Origin of the sequence: Gemmata palustris (assembly GCF_017939745.1) — a bacterium.
Classification (GTDB): domain Bacteria; phylum Planctomycetota; class Planctomycetia; order Gemmatales; family Gemmataceae; genus Gemmata; species Gemmata palustris.
In genome coordinates, this window is sequence record NZ_JAGKQQ010000001.1 from 1,973,233 (window position 1) to 1,994,616 (window position 21,384).

Sequence of the window (21,384 nt, forward strand, 5' to 3'; positions counted from 1 at the left end):
GTCGGGATTGCCATAAGGTGTTGGGATGCCGAACGCAACTCGCCCTCGGGCACCGATTCCGCCGTGCCCCCGATGCGGGGCGACCCATGTGGTCCGCAATGGGCTCACCCACTCGGGTACGCCGGGGTTCCGGTGCCGTGGGTGCGACCGGCGATTCGTCGCCGCTCCGAAGACCGGACCGGTTCCCGACGCGACCAAGGATCTGATCCGCCGCCTGCTGGCCGAGCGGGTCGGGATCCGGGCCATCGCCCGGGTCGTCGGGGTGTCCCGGTCGTGGCTCCAGGGGTTCGTCAACGCGCTGTACCGGGAGGGCACCCCGCACGACCCCGGGTTGCCCCCAAAAAGTCCGGCCCGGTCGTAATCGAGGCCGACGAATTGTGGAGCTTCGTGGGATCCAAGGCCGACGTGCATTGGGTCTGGGTGGCCCTCGACGCGGACACCCGCGATGGTCGTGGGCGATCGGTCCGCGGGCACCGCCCGGCGCCTCTGGAGCGCGCTCCCGCGCGGGTACCGAACCGGGGTCATTGTGTTCACCGACTTCCTGGCCTCGTACCGAGCCGTGATCCCCGCTCCTCGGCACCGAGCCGCGGGCAAGGGCACCGGGTACACCGCACACATCGAGCGCTTCGGGCTTACGCTGAGATCGAGGTGCGCGCGATTCGCCCGTAAGACCCGGACGTGCTCCAAGTGCCCGAGGAATCACCTCGGCGCGCTATGGTACTTCATCCGACTGTACAGCCAATCCCGACCGTAGGACCAATACCCGTCTTCGAGCACCGCGAGGTGTTGGTCACCGCTTGACGGGTCATCCCGTCCAGGTGTGCGCAGAGTTGCCCGATCGTCTGCCCGTTATCCGCGTGCAAACGATCGAGTAGCAACCGGCGGCCGGGGTCGGCGGCATCGGGATGACCGGTAAGGAAACACTCACCTGGAAGAAGTTCGATTGAACCCTCCCGCTTGTGGCACCGGAGATTCCAGGTGAACGCGAGCGGCGTGAGGTCGGCCCGGCGATGTGGTTGGCGAACGGCCGGCGAGAACGAACGAAGTCTTTCTGACAGGATTAACAAGATCAACGGGATCAAGATCCGACGCGATCCACTGTGTGAATCCTGTCGGATCTTGATCCCGTCTCAATCTCTCACGCACCGGCGACCACTCACCCCGCCCGGCGCTGGCGCTCTTCTTCGTACTTGTGCAGTTTATTGTAGAGCGTCTTCAGGCTGATCCCCAACTCGTCGGACGTCTTCTGCTTGTTCATCCCGTTCTTCGCGTACACCTGAAGGATGTACTCCATTTCCACGTCCGCCAGCGATTTCGTCGGCCCACCTGTACCTTGGTCGCCCTGGGTCGCCGGGAAGGGTAACGATGTCGGCGCGTTCCCGGGGAATGGGGCGGGGTAGGCGCTCGGCGCAGGCGCGCTGTGAGTAACCGGGAATGCCATCGGAATCGTCGCGGACGTCTTCGGGTACACCATGTCGCGGGGCAGCGCTTCCGGCGTGATGAGCCCGCCGCCGGACACGATCCAGGCGTACTCCATCGCGTTCGTCAGCTCCCGCACGTTCCCCTTGTAATCATGGTTGAGCATGATCCGGAGCGCTTCGGGGGTCAGCAGGTGGGCCACGTTCTCCACCGGGCGCTTGGCGTGCTTGGCGAGCAGGTGCCGGGCCAGTTCGGGGATGTCCTCGCGCCGGTCCCGGAGCGGCGGCAGGTGAACGTGGAACATGTTCAGCCGGAACAGCAGATCCTCGCGGAACGTTCCCTCTTCAATCATCTTCCGCAGGTCTTTGTTCGTCGCGCTGATGACCCGCACGTCCACGGTAATGGGCTGGCTCTCGCCCAGTCGCTGGATCTCGCCCGCTTCGAGAACCCGGAGCAGTTTCACCTGAAGATTCTTGTCCAGTTCCCCGAGTTCGTCGAGGAACAGGGTGCCGCCGTTCGCGACCTCGAAGAACCCCTTGTGGTCCTTGTCCGCGCCGGTGAAAGCGCCCTTCTTGTGGCCGAACAGTTGGCTCTCGGCGAGGGTCTGCGTGAGCGCCCCGCAGTTCACTGGGACGAACGGCATGTCGGCGCGCTTGCTCTTCGTGTACAGCGAGCGCGCGACGACCTCTTTCCCGGTGCCGGTTTCGCCGGTGATGAGCACCCGGCCGTCGGTCGGCCCGACGCGGTCGATGAACTGCTGCACCGGCGTCATGGCGGCGCTGGCCCCGATCAGCCCGGACGGGCCTTCGGCCGCCTCGACGCGGCTCTCGAGGGCCGCGGTCTTGTTCTTGAGTTTCCGCTTCTCCTGAATGCGGATCAGCAGCGCCTCGATGTCGGTGAGCTTGCACGGCTTGGTGAGGTAGTCGAACGCGCCGAGCCGGAGCGCTTCGACGGCGGTCTCCGTGCTGCCGTACCCGGTCATGATGACGGCTTCGGTGTCCGGCGCGACCTGCTTGAGCGCGGCGAGCACCTGGAGCCCCGCCTTGTCGTGCTCCATCCGCATGTCGAGGATGGCCGCGTCGAACGTCTGCTTCTTGACCGTCTCGATGCCGCTCTTGCTGTCCGCACAGGTCGTGACCTCGTGCCCGAACCGGGGCAGTTCGGACTTCATGAACTCCCGCAGGTGGGCTTCATCGTCGACGAACAGGATTCGCAGGCGGTTGTGTGCGGGTGTGGTTGCCACTCGCGGTCTCCGTTTCACGATCCGAACTTGGGGGCGGCGGAGCTTAGACGGGCTTGCAGGATTTACAAGCCCGTTTCAGCCGCCCATCATGCCGCGGTGCGGCTGCCGGGAAATGTCAGCACAGTGGGCGCCGGTTCCGAGTCGCCCTCGCTCCCCGGCGCATCCGATACACCTGGTGCGAGCTGCAGCGGGATGCGAACGGTGAACGTGCTCCCGGTGCCCGGTCCGGCACTGGCGGCCGTGATCGTCCCGCCGTGCTGGTCCACGATCTGGTGGCTGATAAACAGCCCCAGCCCGGTCCCCTTCCCCGTGCGGCTCTTGGTGTAGAACGGCTCGAAGATGTTCTGCAACACCTCCGGCGCCATGCCGCACCCGGTGTCCGCGAAGATCAGTTCCGCGTACCCGCCGGCGGTCCCGAGCGTGATCCCCAACTGACCGCCGTCTTCCATGCTGTCGAGCGCGTTCACCACGAGGTTCAAAATCACACTCTTCAAGTCTTGTGCGTTAACGGGGGCGACGATGTACCCGGCCGGCTCGAAGGCGACGCCCTTCCCGCGGCTCGACGGCAGGTGCCGCGCGACTTCGAGGACGCCGCGGACCAGGCCGGTGAGGTCGGCCGGATCCTTCGTGCGCTCCCCCGTGCGGCTGAAGTCGAGCAACTTCTGTGTGATGTCCTTACACCGCAGCGCTTCCTGTTGAATCATCTTCAGGTAGCGCGTGAGGACTTCGGTTTCCGCGGGCGGCGCGGTGCTGGACGCGAGCACGTCTTGCAACCGGCGCTCGAGCGCTTCGGAACAGAAGAGGATGCTCGCGAGCGGGTTGTTGATTTCGTGCGCGACGCCCGCGGCGAGGAACCCGACGGACACCATGCGCTCGGACCGCACGAGCTGCCGGCTCCGCTCGTTCACCTGGCGGGCGAGGTCCGCGTAGACCGCGTGCAGGCGGGCGACCATCGCGTTGAACTCGTCCGCGAGCTCCTGGAGCTCGTCGCCGGAAGTGAGCGTGAGGGGCTGATCGAACGTCCCGCTCTGAACGCGCTGGACCCCGGCTTGCAGCTCGCGGATCGGGGCGAACATCCACACGCGGAAGTAGTACAGCATCGTCGCGACGAGCGCCAGCGCCCAGACCATCGCGAACCCGACCACCCAGGCGGTCCGCCGGATCGCGCCGAAAGATTCCTGGCCGCTCTTCTGAATGTCGTCGAGAAGTGCGTGACGTAAATTTTCCGCAGTGCGCCGGGCGCTCCCGTACTCTCTACGAACCTGTTCCTGATCCCGGACCGCTACAGTTGTGCTACCACTTTGTGGCTTTTGTATTACGTCATTGACTTCTTTCTGAAGCGCATCCAGATTTCTGTTTAATTCCGGTATAAGAAATGACTCCTGAGCGCCATCATCGGGGTCGTACCCCGCCTGAACATTTTTCTTATTCGCTTGGTCGAAACCGTAAGTTCCGTTCAGAAGTGCCCGGGTGGAATCTATGGCCAAAAGGCAACCGTCACCGTTGTTAGGGTCGCCCTGGTCAAAAGTGTTCAACGCACCAATCATCTGAGTCACGATCGCCAGCTCACTAACCTTGCGATCGATCGTCTTTACGCTCACATAATACGTGTAAATGCCGTAAGCCGTGCCGCTCGCCAATAGCCCAATGCTCCCGGCCACGAGGACCAGGCCCAGCATCAGTTTGTGGCGCAATCGGCGGCGAGCCACGCAACGACCTCCTGTCAAGTCGCACCCGTCCATGAGTGCGGCCCCACGCCCCGGAATGATTTCGGGACCGTGAAGGCGGCGGACTCTACCAAGTGCGTTCTTACAAAACGAGAGCAACTTTTTCCGATGCCACCGGAACCCGGCGACCGGGAGGGTCGATTCAAGTTCGGCCCGTTTTAAAGGCGATTGGATGTAGCAGAGCCGAAGGGCACAGTCCCTAATCGGGCGGCGGAACGCAAGAGTTGCAAAGATTCGGGCCGAATCGCACCGGATCGCGGAATTTTCGCCCACTTGACTCGCCCGGACCTGAACGCACGCGCCCTCCCTAATATTTGGGCGCGCCACAGTTGGGGTTGCCCCGCGCGGCGCGAACCCGCTACATCTCAATTTCTGCCCGTCCCGCGCTCGCGCGCAAGGAGAACCGATGGAGCCGCACCCCCCTATGAGCGTCGTGACCGTGGGGTCTTATCAGATCGGCGCCGGCAACCCGTTGCTGTGGATCTGCGGTCCGTGTGTGATCGAATCACACGCCCTGACGCTGCGCATCGCGGAAACGCTCCGCGGGTACGCGGACAAGCTCTCGCTCCCGCTCGTGTTCAAGGCCTCCTTCGACAAGGCGAACCGGAGTTCCGGCAAGTCGTTTCGCGGGCCGGGGCTTCACGAGGGCCTTAAAACTCTGGAAGCCGTTAAACGAGCAACCGGCTTGCCGGTAACCACCGACATTCACGAGTGCGCACAAGCGGCCCCGGCCGCAGAAGTGTGCGACGTGCTTCAAGTTCCGGCGTTCCTCGCGCGCCAAACCGACTTGCTGGAAGCGTGCGGCCGGACCGGGCGCGTGGTGAACGTCAAAAAGGGGCAATTCATGTCCCCGTGGGATATGAAGAACGTGGTCGCGAAGCTCTCCGAGTTCGGGAGCCGAAACGTGCTCCTGACCGAGCGCGGCACGACCTTCGGTTACGGGTTGCTGGTCAACGACATGCGATCCGTGCCGTGGATGCAAGAAACCGGTGCTCCGGTGATCTTCGACGCCACCCACAGCGTACAGAGACCGGGAGCGCTCGGGGACCGCACGGGGGGGGACCGCGACATGGTGCCGGTCCTGACCCGCGCCGCGGTCGCCGCCGGGTGCGACGGGGTGTTCCTCGAAACGCACCCGAACCCGGACGAGGCGAAGAGCGACGGGCCGAACATGCTCCCGCTCGACGCGCTGCCCGAGTTGTTCACGCGGTGCCTGCGAATCCGAGCCGCCCTCAGTAACGCTGTTTCCCAGGGTTCGGGGTCCAAATTCCCGGCGGATGACAAGAAAGCGTCGTGACGGTGAACGTCGGCCGGACGCGAAACACGTTGGTCCGTCGCGGGGCGTCGAACTCGAACTTGCAACAGGAACTCTGCCAAGCCACTGCCACACGAGCCAACCCGCATGACCCCCGACCACTGGCCCGACGCCCGCTCCCGCCGACCACTCGCCGCTCTCACCCTCGCCGCACTGTTCGTGGTCGGCGCCGTACTCACCGGAGCGAGCGGGTGTACGAAGCCGCCGAGCGGCGTGAAGAATAATGAGGAACCCGTCACCGCGAAGGGTGATCCCTGGAAGGTCGCCGGTCAGCGGTTGAAAAAGGAAACCGATTGGGCCGCGTGCCGGACCGCCCTCGGTGGGTTGGCGACCGACCTGAACACCCAAACCAAAGACGCGCTCCCCGCGCTGTCGGAAGCGGAATTCACGAAACTCGCGCACCTCGTGCCGCTCTCCCCCGACGATCGCGAGGAGGTTCGCGCCACCACGTTCAGCGCACACGACAGCGTTTACCTCTCGGACTGTTTGTACTTGCGCGATTCGGCGGATTCTCTGGCACTCAACGGGTTCCCGCCGGACCAGCGCGCGGAACGGGCGTTCGCCTGGGTGTGCCGACAAGTCTACCTACAGCCGTGGATGCGGGTCGCGGGCCGCTCCGACGGTGCCAGCGCGCTCCCCCCGACCGCGGTATTGCGGCGCGGGTTCGGCTCCGGGCTCGAGCGGATGTACGTTTTCCTAGCGCTGCTCCAACAACTCGAACTCGACGGGTGCCTGATCGGTGGGCCGGACGCGGGGGAGCAACCGGCCGGGCTGCCGCTGGTGACTCACGATAACAAGGCCTTCATAAGCGGCGCCCCGCGCGGCCCGTTCTGGGCGGTCGGTGTGCGGATCGGCTCCGACGTGAAACTCTTCGACCCGTGGCGCGGGCAACCCTTCCCGGTCACACTCGCGCAACTCAAAGCGAACCCCGACGCCGCAAAAGCGTGGTTCGCGGACCCGGCCAACATCAGCGGCGCAACGCTTGAAGACGCGAAAAAGGCAACCGCGTTCCTCGCGGTGCCCGTAAACGCACTCGCCCCGCGCATGGCTCTGGTGGAATCCAAACTGAAGAGCGAACTCGGCGCGAAGCTGGCTTTTAACGCGAAGGCGCTGCAGGACTCGTTCCCGGACCCGAAGCCCGCGTTCTGGAACCCGCAGGACAAGCCGAGCCAACCGGACGCGTTCGCCTACGGGCACGCGAGCCGCTCGCTGCTCCCACTCGACATGGGCGGCACCGATCGCGGTCCGCCCTCCGCCCGATTGTTCGATGCGTTCCGGCGCGAGCAACTCCCGACGAGCGTGTTCAAACTCCCGGACGCCCTCGCGCCCGTGCCCGCCCGGGCGCGCCTCGGTGGGACCGCGGCGGCGGTCCTCGGAATTTCGTTCATCGAACCGCCCAACCCGCGCGAGCGCATCCAGCGCGGTCAGTTCCAGGACGCGGCGAAAGACCTCGTGGCGAAACAGGAAACGTTCGCCAACGGTTTAGAGCGCCTCCGCCTGAACAAGGACGCGGACCAGCAGATCAAGGAGTGGATCGAGCTCATCAACGGCCTTTATCAGGAACTCGGGCGCGCCCAACTGAATGCGGATAAGGTCACAGAGGCGAACATCGTCGGCCAGATCGACAACAATTGGAAACACGCCGGTGTACAGTTTCTCGTGGACCGGGCGTCGTCCGAAGTCGGTCTCGCGGAATCGACGTACCTCCTCGCGCTGTGCAAGCACGAACTCGCGGAACGGAGCCAGGCCCGCGCGGACACTGCGGTGGGGGCCGAGGCAGATCGTCTGAGGTCCGATGCCACGGATTCGTGGAAGACGGCCCTCTCCGCGTGGCGCACCTACGAGCAGCATTCCGTCGCACACGCCGGGTTTCCCGGTCGCGCGGCACACGCTCGGGCACTCGCCGGCCGCGCCGCGCAACTCGCGAACCCGCTGCCGCCGAAGAAGTAGAGCCGCGGAGGTTCCGCGCCACCAGATTCATAGGTGATGCGCGGACCCGTCGGGACCGAACCGCACGCGCCCCGGCTTCCACCGGGGCGCGCGAACGTCCTCTCCCTTCGCGACACCGAGCACGGCCTCGGCGAGGTTGAAATCCGCGAGCGCGCGGAGCCCGATGTACGATGTGGTGAGCCGCGGGTTGATCTCGATAGCGTAATCGCCCGAGCCATCAGGCGCGTCGCCCAGTACCAGATCGACGCCCACGAATCCGAGCAACTCGGGCACGCACTCCACCGCAGCACGGCCGAGTTTCACGGCGCGGGCCGCGAGGTCGTCCGGGATCGGCAACTCCCCCCCCCTGTATTTGAATCGCCCGTCGCTACTCAGTAATTGGAAAGCGGGCAGAAGGGGTAAGTGCCCGCGCGGGCCGCACAGGAACGCGACACTCGCCGCGCGCCCGGGCACGAACTCCTGAAGGATCATCGAGTGCGCGGGTGTGCGGGCCGCGAGCGCGGGCGCCAACTCGAACCGGTCGCGGATCAGAAACGTGTCCGTCGATCCGGCCCCGTCGCGCGGCTTCCACACCACCGGAAAGGCTTCACACGGGGTCGGGGCGCGGTCCGTTGTCGCCGGCGTGCGCACGCCGTGCGCACGCCAGTGGGCCGCGAGCGCGAGCTTATCTGAGGTGAGGGCAACGGCTCCCACCGATGACCCGAGCAGCGCACTCACCGATTGGCGCACCGCGCGACAGTCGCGATCGAGTTGTCCGTCCGTTTCGGGCGCGATCACGAGTGACCAATCGCTTCGCTCCGCAACGCGCTGGAGCTCGCGTTCGTGATCGTTCCCTTCAAATCGATCGAGTGTTTCGACCGTAACTCCCGCCACGCGAGCGAAATCTTCGGCCACCGCGTCCCGCATCGCGGAGCCTTCGCGGTACATCCCGTGATCGGGCGAATCGGGTTCGCGCCCGGTACCGGTTGCGGTCATGTACTCGTAAACGAACACGCGCATCGGGAATTTCCACTTCATTTCGGAGACGGCTTGCGGCATACTCTATTCACTACCGACCTCCAGCGCTCGCAACTCTCCCACCGCGCGAGCCTTTTAAGGTTCTCCGTGTCCGCGCCCGATTCCGCCCGCTTTTGCGACGGCCTTTCGCGCCGCGAATCGCGCACCATCGGTTCGCTCGGCGCCTTCTGTCTCACGCGCCCGAAACGGCTCCGCGCCCGAGAACAAGACCCGGGTCGTTCGCGCGCCCGAGCGCCTAAAAGACGAGCCTGATTCTACTGTTCCGGCTCGGCGCGCCCGGCAACAAGAGACGCGGGATCCGAAACCAGACGCGGGCACGATCTGCACCGCCCCCCGATCTCGTCATCGGCGAAGACGAGTCGCCTCACGGATAAGATCGCGGTCCTCCGCGCGTGCCCGACCAACGACAAGGCCCACAGTGCCTGCGGCTAATTACATGACCACGGATTGACACATTTCACGAATGTAATTGAAGTGCCCCGCTTCGTGGGGAAAATCAGTGTCGGATGGGTCTCACGGTCATCAACTGGTACGGACGCGGAGCAAGTTGGCGTCAGCCACGACCCGCACACCCGAGAGAGACATTTGTCACCGTCTCCAGAAAACCGCGGCGCAGCGACTGGCTGATCTCGGTATCGTCTTCCACCATCTGCAGTTGCATCGCAAAAGCCCCCAGCGCACTCCCGCTGAATCGAACCGCTCGAGAGCGCCCTGGGTGGAGATGGTAACCCTTCCGCCGAAACACCGGCTTAGAGATCGCGGTCGTGCCAGTCTGGTCGTCTGGCACCCATTTACCCCCCAGTTCGACACGAATCACGCGCAATATGAACAATTGATCACATCGCACTCCATAAGCCCTAAAACTGCGCAATCGATCGGGTCAAAAACAGGGACCAAAGTTTCACGCGGGCTGAGAAAGTGCAGAGCCGAGCGACACGTCTTCTGGGTTCCGAAGCCCACTTTTCATGGTCTTCGCAAATCTTGTGCGCAAAGGATTTACGCTGGCGGATCAGCCGGAAGTTGCCAATCGCATTTCTGTCTCGAACGGGTTTCTTTATCGAATGAAATTCCGGTTAGGTGCTAGGTTTAGAGGCAGATCGCTCGGAGGGCCGGATCTGTCGGTGGCTAATCGCATTGGTCCGAAGATTGCATTACTCGAAATATTAAGCCGGAATGTGGACTTACGAAACCGCACTGGTTTGGTGTTCTAACCAGTACCGGGAACCAGCGAGCGAAAAAATCTATGAAAGTCTCGTCGACCCTGGCCGTCAGTCTGGCGCTGATTTCCCTTTCTCTACCCGCTTGCGAGCGCACGCACGCGGAGGAGAAGGAGCAGCACCAGGAGCACCAAAAGATCGTGGTCACCAGCCCTCAGGCAAAGGACGTCGTTCTCACCCAGCAATACGTCTGCCAGATCCGCTCTCAGCGCAACATCGAAGTCCGTGCTTTGCAGGAAGGCTATCTCGAGCCGATCCCGGTCAGGGAGGGCCAGACGGTGAGTACGGGCGACGTGCTGTTCAGGGTGGTACCCACGCTGTACAAGGCGAAGTTGGACGCCGAGCGGGCCGAGGCCCAGTTCGCGCGGGTGGAGCGCGATAACGCCAAGAGATTGTGCGATCAGAAAGTGATCTCGATTCAGGAGGTGGCACTGTACGAGGCTAAACTGGCCAAGGCCGAGGCCCGGGCGGAACAGGCGGCGGCCGAACTGAACTTTACCGTGGTCACCGCACGGTTCGACGGCATCATCGACCGCTTGTACCAGCAGCAGGGCAGTTTGGTGAAAAAGGAGGACCTCCTCACGACCTTGTCCGACAACAGCGTGATGTGGGTTTATTTCAACGTCCCCGAGGCCCGCTACCTCGACTACAAAATGCACCAGGGTAAGAGTCAGGAGAACGGGCAGCTCAAACTCTTGGATTCGCGAATCGAACTCGTGCTGGCGGACGGTAGCAAGTTCGATCAGTCCGCCGGCGACACCGTCACCATCGAGGGAAAATTCAACAACGAGACCGGGAACATCCCCTTCCGCGCGGATTTTCCGAACCCGGAGCGCCTGCTGCGCCACGGTCAGACCGGCAGCGTGTTGATTCACCAAACGGTCCACAACGCCATCGTCATCCCGCAGCGGGCGACGTTCGAGGTTCTCGACAAGCGGTACGTGTACGTCGTCGGTGAGGACCACGTGGTGCACCAGCGCCTGATCACGATCCAGCACGAAATGGACGACGTCTTTATCATCAAGAGCGGAATCGGTGTGGACGAGAAGATCATACTCGAGGGGGGCCGGCAGGTTCACGAGGGCGAGAAGGTGGAGTACGAGTTCCGTAAGTCGGCAGAAGCTCTGGCGAACCAAAAAAATCACGCGGAATAGTACCCGTTTCCCGCCGCTCCCTGAATACGGAACCTAACGAGATTATCTCAGAACCATGTTCACACAGATCCTCCATCGGCCGGCACTGGCGATCGTCATCTCGATCCTCCTCTTGTTCCTGGGCGTGCTGGGGATCAAGACCCTTCCGGTCGCACAGTTCCCCAACGTCGCGCCGCCGACCGTTCAGGTGTCCATTGCGTATCCGGGGGCCAGTGCCAACGTTTTGGTCGATTCGGTTCTGATTCCGTTGGAGCAATCCATCAACGGCGTCCAGAACATGCGGTACATGGTCTCCTCCGCTACCAGCGCCGGTGAGGCGGCGATCCTGATCTACTTCGAGCCGGGCACGGACCCCGACATCAACGTCGTGAACGTGCAGAACCGGGTCAACATCATGCTGAGCCGGCTCCCGCCGCTGGTGGTGCGGGAGGGGATTCTCGTCAGCCAGGTCGTCCCCAGCATGCTGATGTACGTGAACATTTTCAGCACGGACCCGAACGCCGACCAGAAGGACCTGTTCAACTTCACCAACGTCAACGTCATGCCCGTGCTCAAGCGGATCCAGGGCATGGGCATTCCCAGAAACCTCGGCAACCGCACGTTCGCGATGCGGATCTGGCTGAACCCCGACCTCATGCGCGCCCGCGCGATATCCACCGAAGATGTCATGAAGGCCCTGGCGGAGCAGAGTATAATTGGCTCGCCCGGGCGAATCGGCCAAGCAACGGGTCAGACGTCGCAGTCCATCGAGTACGTCTTGACCTATAAGGGGCGATACAACAAGGCGGACGATTACGGAAACATCATTCTGAGGGCGAACGCCAACGGCGAGATCCTGCGACTCCACCAGGTCTGTGGCGTCCCGGACCCGATCAAGCCCGACGTCCGGAAAGCGCTGCCGGCCGTCATCGGCGGCGCCGGCGCGGCGGTTCTACCTAAGTCCCCACCGCCCGGCATCGAGCTGGGCTCCGAGTTCTTCGATATTTACTCGGACATCAACGGTCACCCCGCGGCGTCCATCATTCTCAAGCAAAGTCCCGGCTCCAACGCCGCGGTGGTCATTGAGGAAATCAAGAAGGAACTCGAGCAAATTAAGAAGGAATCGTTCCCGCCCGGCATGGACTACGAACTCGCCTACGACGTTTCCCGCTTCCTCGACGCCTCTATCGAAAAGGTGCTGCACACGCTGCTCGAGGCGTTCATTTTAGTGTCTCTGGTGGTCTACATGTTTCTCGGGGATCTGCGGTCCACGCTGATCCCGATCCTCGCGGTTCCGGTGTCCCTCGTCGGGACCTTCTTTGTTTTGCAGTTGATGGGTTTGTCGATCAACCTGATCACGCTCTTCGCACTGGTCCTCGCGATCGGGGTCGTGGTGGACGACGCGATCGTGGTGGTCGAAGCGGTCCACGCCAAGATGGGCGAAAAGCACCTGTCGCCGTACCGAGCGACGATGGAAGTGCTCCACGAGATCAGCGGCGCGATCATCGCCATCACCCTGGTGATGACGGCCGTCTTCGTTCCGGTGACGTTCATTCCCGGGCCGGTCGGCACCTTCTACCGCCAGTTCGGGATCACGATGGCCACGTCCATCGTTCTCTCCGGTCTGGTGGCCCTGACGCTGACGCCCGTGCTCTGTGCGATGATCCTCAAGCCCCACGCCGGCGGCCACTCGAACCATACGAACCACACGACCCACGCAAAAAAGCGGCTCGGACTACAAGTCGTTCTGGTGTACGTTGCGGGCGGGCTGTTGGTCCTGGCGCCAATCACTTATCTGGCGTACTATTTGTGGGGAGCGGTCGGCTTCCTGTTCATTCTGCTGCCCTTTGTGCGGGGGCCTTTTGACCGCGCCGTCGAGAAGGTCACGAGCGGCTACGCGGGGGTCCTCCGGCGCATCGTGACGCGCCGGACGCTGAGCATGGCCGTCGTCGGGGGCTTCGCCGCCGGCATTGTTGTCGTCAACACGAAGCTCCCGACCGGGTTCATCCCCGGCGAGGACCAGGGCATCATCTACGCGGTCATCCAGACTCCGCCGGGCTCGACGCTCGAGTACACCAACGCCAAGTCCCACGAACTCGAGGAGATCGCCAAAGAGGTCGAAGAAGTCACCTCCGTCACCTCGTTGGCCGGGTACGAGGTGCTGACCGAGGGCCGGGGCTCGAACGCGGGAACCTGCATCATCAACCTGAAAAACTGGACCGACCGCAAACGGACCGCGCGCCAGATCATTGAAGAACTCGAGGAAAAATGCGGCCGGATGTCCAACGTCAAACTCGAGTTCTTTGAACCCCCCGCGGTTCCCGGCTTCGGCGCGGCCGGGGGCGTCTCCGTGGTGCTCCTCGACAAAACGAACACGTCCGACTACCAGCGGCTCGGGGAGGTGAACGAAAAGTTCATGGCCGCCCTGAAGAAGCGCAAAGAACTGAACAATCTGTTCACCTTCTTCGCCACCGACTACCCGCAGTACGAATTGATCATCAACGACGACATCCTCTACCAGAAGGGGCTAACGAAGGCAAAAGTGTTGGACAATCTCAACATCCAAATTGGCAGCACTTACGAGCAGGGCTTCATTCTCTTCAACCAGTTCTACAAGGTCTACGTTCAGGCGTCGCCGGAGTTCCGGCGGCTCCCCAAGGATTTGAAGGACATGTTCATCAAGAGCGAACGCGAGATCGAGATCAAGAACGAAAAAACTGGGAACATGGAAAAGGTCCGTGTAGAAGGGGAAATGGTCCCCTACTCCGCGTTCATGGAACTCAAGAAGAAGCAGGGCTTGAACGAGATCACGCGCTACAACCTGTACCCCTCCGCCACCATTCAAGGTGCCCCCGCCGCCGGCTACAGCAGCGGGCAAGCCATCAAAGCGATCCAGGAGGTCGCAGCCGAGACGCTGCCGCGTGGGTACGGGATCGACTGGGCCGGCCTCTCTTACGACGAGTCGAAAAAGGGGAACGAGGCGATCTATATCTTTCTGGTCGTCATCGCCTTCGTCTATCTCGTGCTCGTCGGCCAGTACGAGAGTTTTATCCTGCCGCTGGCGGTAATCCTGTCGCTGCCGATCGGCGTCTTCGGTTCCTTCTTCTGCCTGCAGGCGATGGGGCTGGCGAACGACGTGTACGCCCAGATCGGTCTGATCATGCTGGTCGGTCTGCTCGGCAAGAACGCGATCCTGATCGTCGAGTTCGCGGTCCAGCGGCGCCAGGAGGGGCTGTCACTCAAGGACGCGGCCATCGAAGGGGGGAAATTGCGCTTCCGGCCGATTCAGATGACCTCCTTCGCCTTCATCGCGGGGCTCCTTCCGTTGGTCCTGGCCACCGGCGCCGGGGCGATCGGGAACCGAACCATCGGCACCACGGGGGCCGGCGGGATGCTCGTGGGTACTGTGGTCGGGGTTCTGATAATTCCCGGCTTGTATTACTTGTTCGGTCGGATCGCCGACGGGCGCAAACTTCTCCAGGACGAGGTGGACGGGCCTCTCAGCGAGATTTTTGAGCGTGCCCCATTAGAGTCGCACGGCGCCGAGAGCGAGCACTTACCGTTCGATGCCGGTCCCGCCAGCCCGCCGCCCCCCGAGTCTCCGCCCCACCATCCGCCGTCGGACTCCCCCCCGTCGGACGGAGCCCAGAACTGACCGGTCGGTTCGAGACAGAAGCGTTTCACTGCGACCCCGGACCGACCGCGGATTGATTTATCAGCCCTGTGGTCGGCCCAAATACCAAAGATCCCGATTATAGCGCCTGGATCACCTAATACTGCTAGGCAGGATTGCCGATCAAGTACGTAGGGTTTCCGACTGGGCGCTAACTCCTCAAGGATGAGGCGGATGAATCTCTTAGTGCGATTTCCGAACGCGAAGCGCCGGAGGTACGTGATCGCGCGAGTGATCGCGTGCGGCGCGCTGGTTTTGCCATCCTGTCGGATACCCGAACTGCGCCAGGCGGACCCGGGGCCGATCCTACCGGCGAGTTTCACCGGGGCGATCAGTGACGCGCCCAGCGGGACGATTAGCGGAACGATCGGCGAGGCGGCCGGTGGGCTGATCGGCGGGCTAATCGGCCCACCGATCAGTTCGGGAAGCTCTGGCCAGCTCGGGGTAGAAGAATTCTATAACGACAGAATTCTCACGCAGTTGATCGATCAGGCGATGCTTAACAACCGGGAACTGAAGATCCTCAACGAGGAAGTTCAGGTCGCCCGGAACGAGGTTCTTGCGCGCCAAGGGGCGTACCTCCCCTTCGTCACCGCCGGGGGCGGTACGGGGTTGGATCTGTCCAGCCGCTTCACGCGCGACGGGGCCGTCGATAGCCAACTCGATATTCGCCCCAACCAGCCCATTCACAACCCGCTGCCCGATTTCCGAATGGGTCTCAACCTCTTCTGGCGGCTGGACATCTGGCGGGCACTACGCAACGCACGGGACGCCGCGGCCCAGCGCTACATCGCCGCCAGCGAGAAGCGGAACGACTTCGTGACCCGTCTCGTCGCCGAAATTGCCGAGAATTACTACGGCCTTATGGCGCTCGACAAGCGGCTCGAAACTCTGAACAAAACCATCGAGCTGCAGCAACGGAGCCTCGAGGTCGCCATCGCCAAGAAGGACGCGGGACGGGGCACCGAACTCGGCGTCCAGCGCTTCCAGGCCGAGGTTCGCAAGAACCAGAGTGAAAAGCTGATCGTTCTACAGGATATCGTTGAGGGCGAGAACCGTATTAACTTCCGCCTCAATCGCGTACCGGCGCCCGTCGCCCGTGCGTCCGCGGACTTCTTCGATCTCAACATTAACACCCTGAGCCTGGGGGCGCCCTCGCAGCTCCTTCAGAACCGCCCCGACATCCGGCAAGCCGAGCGCGAGCTGGAAGCCGCCGGACTCGACGTGAAGGTCGCCCGCGCCCACTTCTTTCCGGACCTGACCATCACCGCCGGCGTGGGCTACCAGGCTTTCAATCCCAAGTACCTGTTCAACACGCCGGAGGCCCTGGCCGCTAACGTCGCCGGCGACCTGATGGCACCGCTAATCAACAAAAAGGCGATCCGGGCCGAGTACCTGAGCGCGAACGCCAAACAATTGGAGAGCGTGTACAACTACCAGCGCGTGGTCCTCAACGCTTTCACCGAGGTCGTCAACCGCGTGTCGATGGTGGAGAACTACCGCAAGAGCATCGAGATCAAGAAACAGCAGTTGTCCGCGCTCGAGGCCTCGGTCGACTCTGCCAGCAAACTGTTCGATAACGCCCGCGCGGAATACGTGGAAGTGCTGCTGGCCCAGCGCGACTTCATGGACGCGAGAATGGTCCTGATCGAAACGAAGAGGCAGCAACTGGCGGCCGTCGTAAATGCCTACCAAGCCCTCGGTGGTGGTAACTCGTTGTCGGTTCCGGCCGGGCCGCCACTGCCCCCCCGCCGGTGGAAGAAGTAACCCCGGGATCGAGCGACCGGTGGCCGACCGTGCCAACGCGAACTTCAACTCGATGACGGTATGAACACCGGGGACGTGACGCCGTGACAAATTCAGGTGGCCGACGTCACACCCGGCCGCCCGACGGGAACTGGATTGACGTGGGTGGCCGCGCCTCGCACCGGTCGCCGGGTTCGCTCTCGCAATGGTTTGGGGCGTGCGCGAATCGTTGGTATTTGGCGCACGCGGGCCAGGTGATTGCGGAGGTGCGGAACGGGAACCCGTTTAACCGGGCGACCGGGCCGCGGCGGGACCGAGTTCGCCGGCGGCCTGGGAATGGCCGCGTTCGTACTCGGTGTACACCTTTTAGTAACTGGGCAGTAGGCGCCCCGCGGTTCCGTCGCTCGACATCGGGTCGCCCGCCGGGAATCACTTGTCGCCAAGAACCCGGACGGTGGTGATCGACTGCGCCAGTTTGTGGTCAGCGAACATCCACACCACCTTCTTCCCCCGGGTCACCTCGAAGGCGTGGGCGCCCTTCCCCTCCTGCCCGCGGAGGAAGTTACCCACCACGTAGTTTCCGTTCTTCAGCACCTGCAAACTGGAGATCCACGTCAGGTTTAACTCCGGGGCGTCCTTGGGGCCGAACTCCCAGGCCACCTCGCCCTTCGGTGTGACCTCAATAATCCGCTTCTGGGTTCCGCAGGCGATCAGGGTGTTTCCGTTGGCCAGGCGAACCGCTTCCCCGGCGTTCTCCACTTTCGCGTACTCCCACACGACCTTCCCGTCCGCGTCCACCTCTCGGACCGCCCCCTCGCCCTCGTGCGCGGCGAGGACGTTTCCATTTGCCAGCTTGTGAACGTTCCGCACCTGGAGGTGATACCCCTTCTCGGTTGTGGTCAGCGGGGTCGTCCGCACAACCTTCCCGTCCTTGTCGACCTCCACCGCCCGGCACGGCCCCTGCTCGGCGAGCAACGTGTTCCCGTTCGGCAGGCGGCGGCTCCCGAGCACCTGGGGGCACTTGCTCTCGTAATTCCAGATCACTTTGTGGTCGCGGTCGATTTCCTGCACCCCGGTCGGCTTGCCCCCGTAGGCGTAGATCACGTGCCCGTTGGGGAGCGCGTCAAAAATGACCGCGGTGCTCGGGAACTTGTGCTCCCATGTCACCTTTCCATCGGCACCCAATTCGACCAACCGGTTCGGCCCTTTCCCGTATTCCGCAAACATGATCCGGTGTGCGGTGGGGTCGGCCGCGGCCGACGAACCCGCGACGCCAGAGAATACACAAGCAGCCAGCAACCAGTTGAGAGGGCGCACGAGATGGTTCCTCGATCACGGGGAGAGGTCACGCGGGAACTCGGCCGGTTGGGTCTCCGGCGCGGGGTCATTGGACCGCGCCGGCCGGCGGGGAGCAACTCGATTCCAGTAGTTTCAAGTAGTTTCAAGTAGGTGCAAGTATCGTGGTTACCGCGCCGGCCCCCGGCGCCGGGCTCTCAACACCGATGGCGGGCTCGACCAGTTGGTCACCCGGTTCGGGCCGTTGGAGGGCCAACGCTCGTCGTGTTGGAGGCCACCGACGAGTACCAGCGTTGGTCACCGGATTAGCCGATCGCGTGTGGCCGATCGACGAATGGCTGACCTATCCCGTTGCCAAAACAGCGCAAGGCACCACGCAAACCGCGGCGTGACGTCTTGCCTTCGTGCCTTCCAATCGCCGCAGTTCTCCCTTGCATTCAACTGCACTTTCGGGCATGACTGAATGTAGGCCGTAGCCCTCAGCGGCCCTGGCGCTCGCGCCACCGGAGGGTCTCCCATGATGACCGCGATTACCGCGCTGCTGCTCGGCGGCGCGACACACACTCTTGCCCCGGTGCCGCCGGAACTGCGGCCCGACCCGATGGGCCGCGGGTACCTCGGCGTCACGCTCGGCGAGGGGGTCGTGATCGATCGCATCGAACCGAACGCGCCCGCAGCGAAATACGGCCTCCGTCAAGCCGACGTGATTTTGCGCGTCGGCACCCTGAATCCCCGGGACTACAGCGACGCGGTCGCGCACATTTGCTCGTTCCGACCGGGCGCGATCGTCGAGATCGAAGTACAGCGCGGGACCGAGCGCAAGGTCTTCAAAGTGAAGCTCGGGTTACGGCCCGCGGAACTCGACCACCCCGACCGGTACCCGAGTCGGCCCGTCCCGATCGACGATTGATGCAACGACCTTTGAAATCTTCATCCGGCCCGCCCGAACTCTTCGAGGCGGGCCGCTTTCGTTTTGCACCCCGTTCGTTCGGCGATAGAATAGCTGCAGCCCTCCCACCCGCCTCTTCCGCCCGAATCACGCCTCCGAGGTCAACAGGCATGACGGCCCCGCTCCGCCGTGCTGCGTGCGTTGTCGCGACCCTACTGCTCGCGCCTCCGTTCACTGCCACTGCCGCGCCACCCGCTGCGCCGGCCAACGCATCCGCCGATGATGAGTTCTTCGAGAAGAAGATCCGGCCGCTACTCGCGGACCACTGTTTGAAGTGCCACGGCACGCCGCCCGCGAACGGCGGGAGCAAGTCCCTCGGGGGCGGGTTCAAGGTCACGTCGCGCGCGGAGCTTCTGAAGGGCGGCGAAACCGGCCCCGCGCTCGTACCGGGCGAACCGGACAAGAGCCTGCTCGTTAAAGCGGTGGAGTACACCGAAGAGGGGCTCAAAATGCCCCCGAAGGGCAAGCTCTCGGATCAGCAGATCGCGGACCTGACGAAGTGGGTGAAGTCCGGCGCCGCGTGGCCCAATGACACCGCGACCACGAACCCAGCAGCACCAGCCGGTCCGCTGTTCACCCCCGAGCAGAAGGCGTTCTGGGCGTTTCAGCCAGCCAAGTTACCCCCGGTACCGGAGATCCAAAATCCGAAGTACGCGAGCCGGAATGAAATTGACCGTTTCATCCTCACGAAGCTCAGCGCCGCGAAATTGTCGCCGGCCGATCCCACGGACAAGCGGACGCTGATCCGGCGCGTAACGTTCGATCTCACCGGGCTCCCGCCCACGCCAGAAGAAGTCGCAGCGTTCCTCAAAGACGATTCGCCCGAGGCGTTTGAAAAAGTCATCGACCGGTTGCTCGCGGCGCCGACCTACGGCGAGCGCTGGGCGCGCCACTGGCTCGACGTCGTGCGCTACGCCGACTCCAACGGCCTCGATGAGAACACCTCGTTCGGCAACGCCTGGCGCTACCGCGACTACGTCATCAAGAGCTTCAACGACGACAAGCCCTACGACCAGTTCGTGAAGGAACAGCTCGCGGGGGATTTGCTCCCCGCCGATTCGGGCGCGGCACGACTGGAACAACTGACGGCGACCGGGCTCCTCTCGATCGGGCCGAAGGTGCTCGCGGAGCCGGACAAGCAGAAGATGCTGCTCGACATCGCCGACGAGCAACTCGACACCGTGGGCAAAGCGTTCATGGGCCTCACGCTCGGCTGCGCCCGGTGCCACGACCACAAGTTCGACCCGATCCCGACGCGCGACTACTACAGCCTCCTCGCCGTGTTCACCAGCACGCGCACGATGCAGAACCTGAACACCGTCGCGCGCGCCTTCGAGCGGTCCCCGGACGGTCCCGAAAAGCCCGAGATCCGGGCGGACCGCCAGAAACTCGAACAACTGCGTAAGGACGTCCGCAAGTTGGAGGTGGAGTACAGCAAGGTACCCGAAACAGAGAAGCAGAAGCGCATCGAGGTCGCGGCTAAGGCAGACGAGAAGCGGGCGGAAATCAAAAAACTCGAAGCGGCACTCCCGCCCGCGAGCCCGGTGGTACTCGCCGTCGAAGAGGGCAGCGGCGGCGCTTACGGCACGCACGGGCGCAATCTCTACGTGCAGGTACGCGGTACGTACTCGACGCCGGGCGCTGAAGCCCCCGCAGTCTTCCCGCGCATCATCGCCGGAGAGGAGCAGAAGCCCTTTGTCGAGATTAAACCGAACCCGGCGGACAAGCTCGAAGCGAACAAGATCCGGTACGGCGCGCTCCGCACATCGAGCGGCCGGTTGGAACTCGCGAACTGGCTCGCCGACCCCGCACACCCCCTGACCGCGCGCGTGATGGTCAACCGCGTCTGGCAGCACCACTTCGGCGAAGGGCTGGTGCGCTCGCCGGACAATTTTGGCCGACTCGGGGACCGGCCGACGCACCCCGAACTGCTCGATTGGCTCGCGGTACAGTTCGTCAAGAACGGCTGGTCGATGAAGAAGTTGCACAAACTCATCCTGCTCTCGGCGACCTACCAGATGAACAGCACCCACGACGAGCGAGCCGCGCTCGCGGACCCGGAGAACCGCCTCCTGTGGCGGTTCAACCGCCAGCGCCTCGAAGCCGAAGCCGTGCGCGATTCGATGCTCGTGGTGGCCGGGACGCTCGACCACACTGCGGGCGGTTCGCTCCTCAGCAACGGCAACTTCGAGTACGTCACCAACGACCAGTCCAACACGAAGACGCGGTACGACAGCCACCGCCGTAGCATCTATTTGCCGGTCATCCGCAACAACGTGTTCGACTTCTTCCAGGCCTTCGACTTCGTGGAACCGCACGTTTCTAACGGCAAGCGCGCCTCGACCGTGATCGCGTCGCAGGCACTGTACCTGATGAACAACCCGTTTGTAACGGAACAAGCGAAGGCGTTCGCGGCATCGCTCTCGAAGCCCGAGGGGAACGACGCGGACCGCGTGAAAGCCGCGTACCTGCGGGCACTCGCGCGCCCCGCGACCGACGAAGACGTGAGTCGCGCTGTGAGCTTCGTTCAGCGGTTCGATGCCGCGCTGAGCACGAAAGAAACGGACGCCGCAACCCGCCGCACGAAGGCCTGGGCCGCGTGGTGCCAGGTGCTGTTCGCGAGCAGCGAATTCGTGTACGTGAACTGATTCGGCGAACCCCGCCCGCAAGGGCGGCGGGTGATTCACATGATGAGACCC

General features: G+C 63.3%; 13 protein-coding genes and 1 pseudogene. 9 read left to right on the top strand and 5 right to left on the bottom strand.

Annotation, left to right across the window (positions count from 1 at the left end):
- Positions 1–25 precede the first annotated feature (25 nt).
- Together J8F10_RS07820 and J8F10_RS07825 are read left to right on the top strand one after the other, a co-directional pair.
- The gene (locus J8F10_RS07820) at positions 26–361 is read left to right on the top strand and encodes an IS1/IS1595 family N-terminal zinc-binding domain-containing protein (RefSeq protein WP_449267457.1); all 336 of its coding nucleotides are present in this window, start codon (positions 26–28) and stop codon (positions 359–361) included.
- A gap of 84 nt (positions 362–445) precedes the next feature.
- Complete coding sequence (locus tag J8F10_RS07825) at positions 446–754, top strand: IS1 family transposase (RefSeq protein WP_210653281.1); 309 nt, start codon at positions 446–448, stop codon at positions 752–754.
- Between the two features lie 11 nt (positions 755–765).
- Here J8F10_RS07825 and J8F10_RS40710 read toward each other — a convergent pair.
- The 3 genes and pseudogenes from J8F10_RS40710 to J8F10_RS40300 form a co-directional block, all read right to left on the bottom strand.
- Positions 766–944, bottom strand: a pseudogene (locus J8F10_RS40710) (helix-turn-helix domain-containing protein); the annotation flags it as partial.
- 212 nt (positions 945–1,156) lie between these two features.
- Entirely contained in the window at positions 1,157–2,662 is a 1,506-nt protein-coding gene (locus J8F10_RS07830; protein WP_210653282.1) for a sigma-54-dependent transcriptional regulator, read from the bottom strand.
- An 86-nt stretch (positions 2,663–2,748) separates the two neighbouring features.
- Entirely contained in the window at positions 2,749–4,371 is a 1,623-nt protein-coding gene (locus J8F10_RS40300; RefSeq protein WP_210653283.1) for a sensor histidine kinase, read from the bottom strand.
- A gap of 424 nt (positions 4,372–4,795) precedes the next feature.
- Here J8F10_RS40300 and kdsA point away from each other — a divergent pair, with 424 nt between their 5' ends.
- Both kdsA and J8F10_RS07845 read left to right on the top strand, forming a co-directional pair.
- A complete protein-coding gene (gene kdsA, locus J8F10_RS07840; RefSeq protein ID WP_246523042.1) occupies positions 4,796–5,686 on the top strand; it encodes a 3-deoxy-8-phosphooctulonate synthase in 891 nt (296 codons plus the stop codon).
- Positions 5,687–5,791: 105 nt separating this feature from the next.
- Positions 5,792–7,654, top strand: a complete 1,863-nt coding sequence (locus tag J8F10_RS07845) for a hypothetical protein (RefSeq protein WP_210653284.1) — start codon at positions 5,792–5,794, stop codon at positions 7,652–7,654.
- 27 nt (positions 7,655–7,681) lie between these two features.
- On the opposite strand, the gene J8F10_RS07850 is transcribed toward J8F10_RS07845, so the two are convergent.
- Positions 7,682–8,692, bottom strand: a complete 1,011-nt coding sequence (locus J8F10_RS07850) for an ATP-grasp domain-containing protein (RefSeq protein ID WP_210653285.1) — start codon at positions 8,690–8,692, stop codon at positions 7,682–7,684.
- Positions 8,693–9,914: 1,222 nt separating this feature from the next.
- On the opposite strand from J8F10_RS07850, the gene J8F10_RS07855 reads away from it, so the two are divergent.
- The 3 genes from J8F10_RS07855 to J8F10_RS07865 all read left to right on the top strand — a co-directional run bounded on the left by J8F10_RS07855 (position 9,915) and on the right by J8F10_RS07865 (position 16,461).
- Positions 9,915–11,042 carry an efflux RND transporter periplasmic adaptor subunit gene (locus J8F10_RS07855; RefSeq protein ID WP_210653286.1) on the top strand — a complete coding sequence of 376 codons (1,128 nt, stop codon included), beginning with the start codon at positions 9,915–9,917 and terminating at the stop codon, positions 11,040–11,042.
- Positions 11,043–11,097: 55 nt separating this feature from the next.
- Positions 11,098–14,676, top strand: coding sequence for an efflux RND transporter permease subunit (locus J8F10_RS07860; protein ID WP_210653287.1), 3,579 nt, complete (start codon positions 11,098–11,100; stop codon positions 14,674–14,676).
- A gap of 192 nt (positions 14,677–14,868) precedes the next feature.
- Positions 14,869–16,461: a TolC family protein gene (locus J8F10_RS07865; RefSeq protein ID WP_210653288.1), complete on the top strand. Its 1,593-nt coding sequence runs from the start codon at positions 14,869–14,871 to the stop codon at positions 16,459–16,461.
- Positions 16,462–16,869: 408 nt separating this feature from the next.
- On the opposite strand, the gene J8F10_RS07870 is transcribed toward J8F10_RS07865, so the two are convergent.
- A complete protein-coding gene (locus J8F10_RS07870; protein WP_315854088.1) occupies positions 16,870–17,757 on the bottom strand; it encodes a beta-propeller domain-containing protein in 888 nt (295 codons plus the stop codon).
- 496 nt (positions 17,758–18,253) lie between these two features.
- Between J8F10_RS07870 and J8F10_RS07875 the strand changes: the two genes are divergently transcribed.
- Together J8F10_RS07875 and J8F10_RS07880 are read left to right on the top strand one after the other, a co-directional pair.
- Positions 18,254–18,646: a PDZ domain-containing protein gene (locus tag J8F10_RS07875; RefSeq protein WP_210653289.1), complete on the top strand. Its 393-nt coding sequence runs from the start codon at positions 18,254–18,256 to the stop codon at positions 18,644–18,646.
- 149 nt (positions 18,647–18,795) lie between these two features.
- Entirely contained in the window at positions 18,796–21,333 is a 2,538-nt protein-coding gene (locus J8F10_RS07880) for a PSD1 and planctomycete cytochrome C domain-containing protein (RefSeq protein ID WP_210653290.1), read from the top strand.
- Positions 21,334–21,384 lie beyond the last annotated feature (51 nt).

What these genes read in the sequence shown, in the direction of transcription:
- J8F10_RS07860 (WP_210653287.1), top strand. Translation starts at nt 11,098, where the DNA reads ATGTTCACACAGATCCTCCATCGGCCGGCACTGGCGATCGTCATCTCG.
- J8F10_RS07875 (WP_210653289.1), top strand. Translation starts at nt 18,254, where the DNA reads ATGATGACCGCGATTACCGCGCTGCTGCTCGGCGGCGCGACACACACT.
- J8F10_RS07850 (WP_210653285.1), bottom strand. Translation starts at nt 8,692, where the DNA reads ATGCCGCAAGCCGTCTCCGAAATGAAGTGGAAATTCCCGATGCGCGTG.
- J8F10_RS07880 (WP_210653290.1), top strand. Translation starts at nt 18,796, where the DNA reads ATGACGGCCCCGCTCCGCCGTGCTGCGTGCGTTGTCGCGACCCTACTG.
- J8F10_RS07855 (WP_210653286.1), top strand. Translation starts at nt 9,915, where the DNA reads ATGAAAGTCTCGTCGACCCTGGCCGTCAGTCTGGCGCTGATTTCCCTT.
- J8F10_RS07845 (WP_210653284.1), top strand. Translation starts at nt 5,792, where the DNA reads ATGACCCCCGACCACTGGCCCGACGCCCGCTCCCGCCGACCACTCGCC.
- kdsA (WP_246523042.1), top strand. Translation starts at nt 4,796, where the DNA reads ATGGAGCCGCACCCCCCTATGAGCGTCGTGACCGTGGGGTCTTATCAG.
- J8F10_RS07865 (WP_210653288.1), top strand. Translation starts at nt 14,869, where the DNA reads ATGAATCTCTTAGTGCGATTTCCGAACGCGAAGCGCCGGAGGTACGTG.
- J8F10_RS07820 (WP_449267457.1), top strand. Translation starts at nt 26, where the DNA reads ATGCCGAACGCAACTCGCCCTCGGGCACCGATTCCGCCGTGCCCCCGA.
- J8F10_RS07825 (WP_210653281.1), top strand. Translation starts at nt 446, where the DNA reads ATGGTCGTGGGCGATCGGTCCGCGGGCACCGCCCGGCGCCTCTGGAGC.